Source organism: Thermogutta sp. (assembly GCF_039793925.1).
GTDB lineage: Bacteria > Planctomycetota > Planctomycetia > Pirellulales > Thermoguttaceae > Thermogutta.
Genome location: NZ_JBAMME010000137.1, coordinates 1 through 1224 on the forward strand (window position 1 = coordinate 1; position 1224 = coordinate 1224).

The 1224-nt window shown below is 58.0% G+C and carries 1 protein-coding gene and 1 pseudogene; both read left to right on the plus strand.

What is annotated here, in order from left to right; translation table 11 throughout:
• Positions 1-141 precede the first annotated feature (141 nt).
• Entirely contained in the window at positions 142-591 is a 450-nt protein-coding gene (locus tag ABJK56_RS05685) for a hypothetical protein (RefSeq protein ID WP_347243700.1), read from the plus strand.
• Between the two features lie 37 nt (positions 592-628).
• Positions 629-1081: pseudogene (locus ABJK56_RS05690) on the plus strand (transposase); the annotation flags it as partial.
• Positions 1082-1224: the final 143 nt, after the last annotated feature.

A 1224-nucleotide genomic window follows, 5' to 3' on the forward strand; every position in this document is an offset into this window, starting at 1 on the left:
CTGCGGCCTCCTCGCAATGACAGAATCCGGTGACTTTTCAGACAAGCTCTCAGAGGTGAAATCGCCATTTGGCCTGCATTCTGGTATCATGTTGGAGCGTAGTGCGGCTTTCTCATCAGCAGCTACGCGGGGGTGCACACAATGATCGCGTTTCCGATTCACGCTCTGGTGGACGAAGAGGTCTGCTACAACTACTTGCTGGAGGTGCTGCATCCAGCGGGGCTGCATTGTTCGCGAGGTCATCCGCTTCCCGCCGATCAAGGACCGCACGACAAGCATCGCGTGCCGATTGTGGACTCCCGCTGCAGAGTGTACGGGGCGGTCTTCAACACCTTCACCGGCACCATCTGGAGCAAGAGCCAATACAGCTGTGCGACGATCGTGTTGATTCTGCGCAGTATTACGCAGGGAACACCGACGGCACAACTGGCCGAGGAGCTGGGCATCGACCGTGCCCACTTGCTGAAGCTCCGGCACGAGATTCAGCAGTTGATCGAGGAGCGTCTTCCCCCTCCGATGCTAAAAGGCGACATGGTCGAGGCGGACGAGATGTACCAGAACGCCGGGGAAAAGGGGGCACAAACACGCTGACCCAGATGACCCGCCCAGACGTCGTGCCAACAAGGTCAAGGGACATGGCACTTGGGACAACGACCGTCCGCCAGTGGCCGGTGTGGTTGGACGGGAGAGTGGGGCGATCAGCCTGGGGGTCTGCCACCATAGCGACCGAGAGAGTTTGCAGCTCTTCGTGGAAGAGCACACCCGCAACGACGCGGCGGTGTACACAGATGAATGGCAAGCATACGACCACCTCGCCGAGACGGGCCGCATCCACGCCAGCGTCTGCCACACACCTGGGCAGCGCGAATGGGCTCGCGACGATGATGGTGACGGTGTGCGTGAGGTGCAGTGTAACACGATGGAAGGCATCTGGACCGGCCTGCGCAACTTCCTACGTCCCTTCCGCGGCGTGAACAAAGACTACCTGAGCCAATACACAGCCATCTTTCAGGTGGCCTACAACTTCAAGCGCATCACGCCTGTCTTGTTGCGAGCGATGATGCTCCCTATTCACCTCTGAGGCTACATGAGCCCACTTCTTTTGTCTTCTGGATTAAGGGACAACAACAGACCGGAATAGTGAGTACATCTCTTTTATGCCATAAATCGGTTTCCTGCATAGCACTTGCGATACTCGGATAGAGTGCCGCCCAACACGCGCTT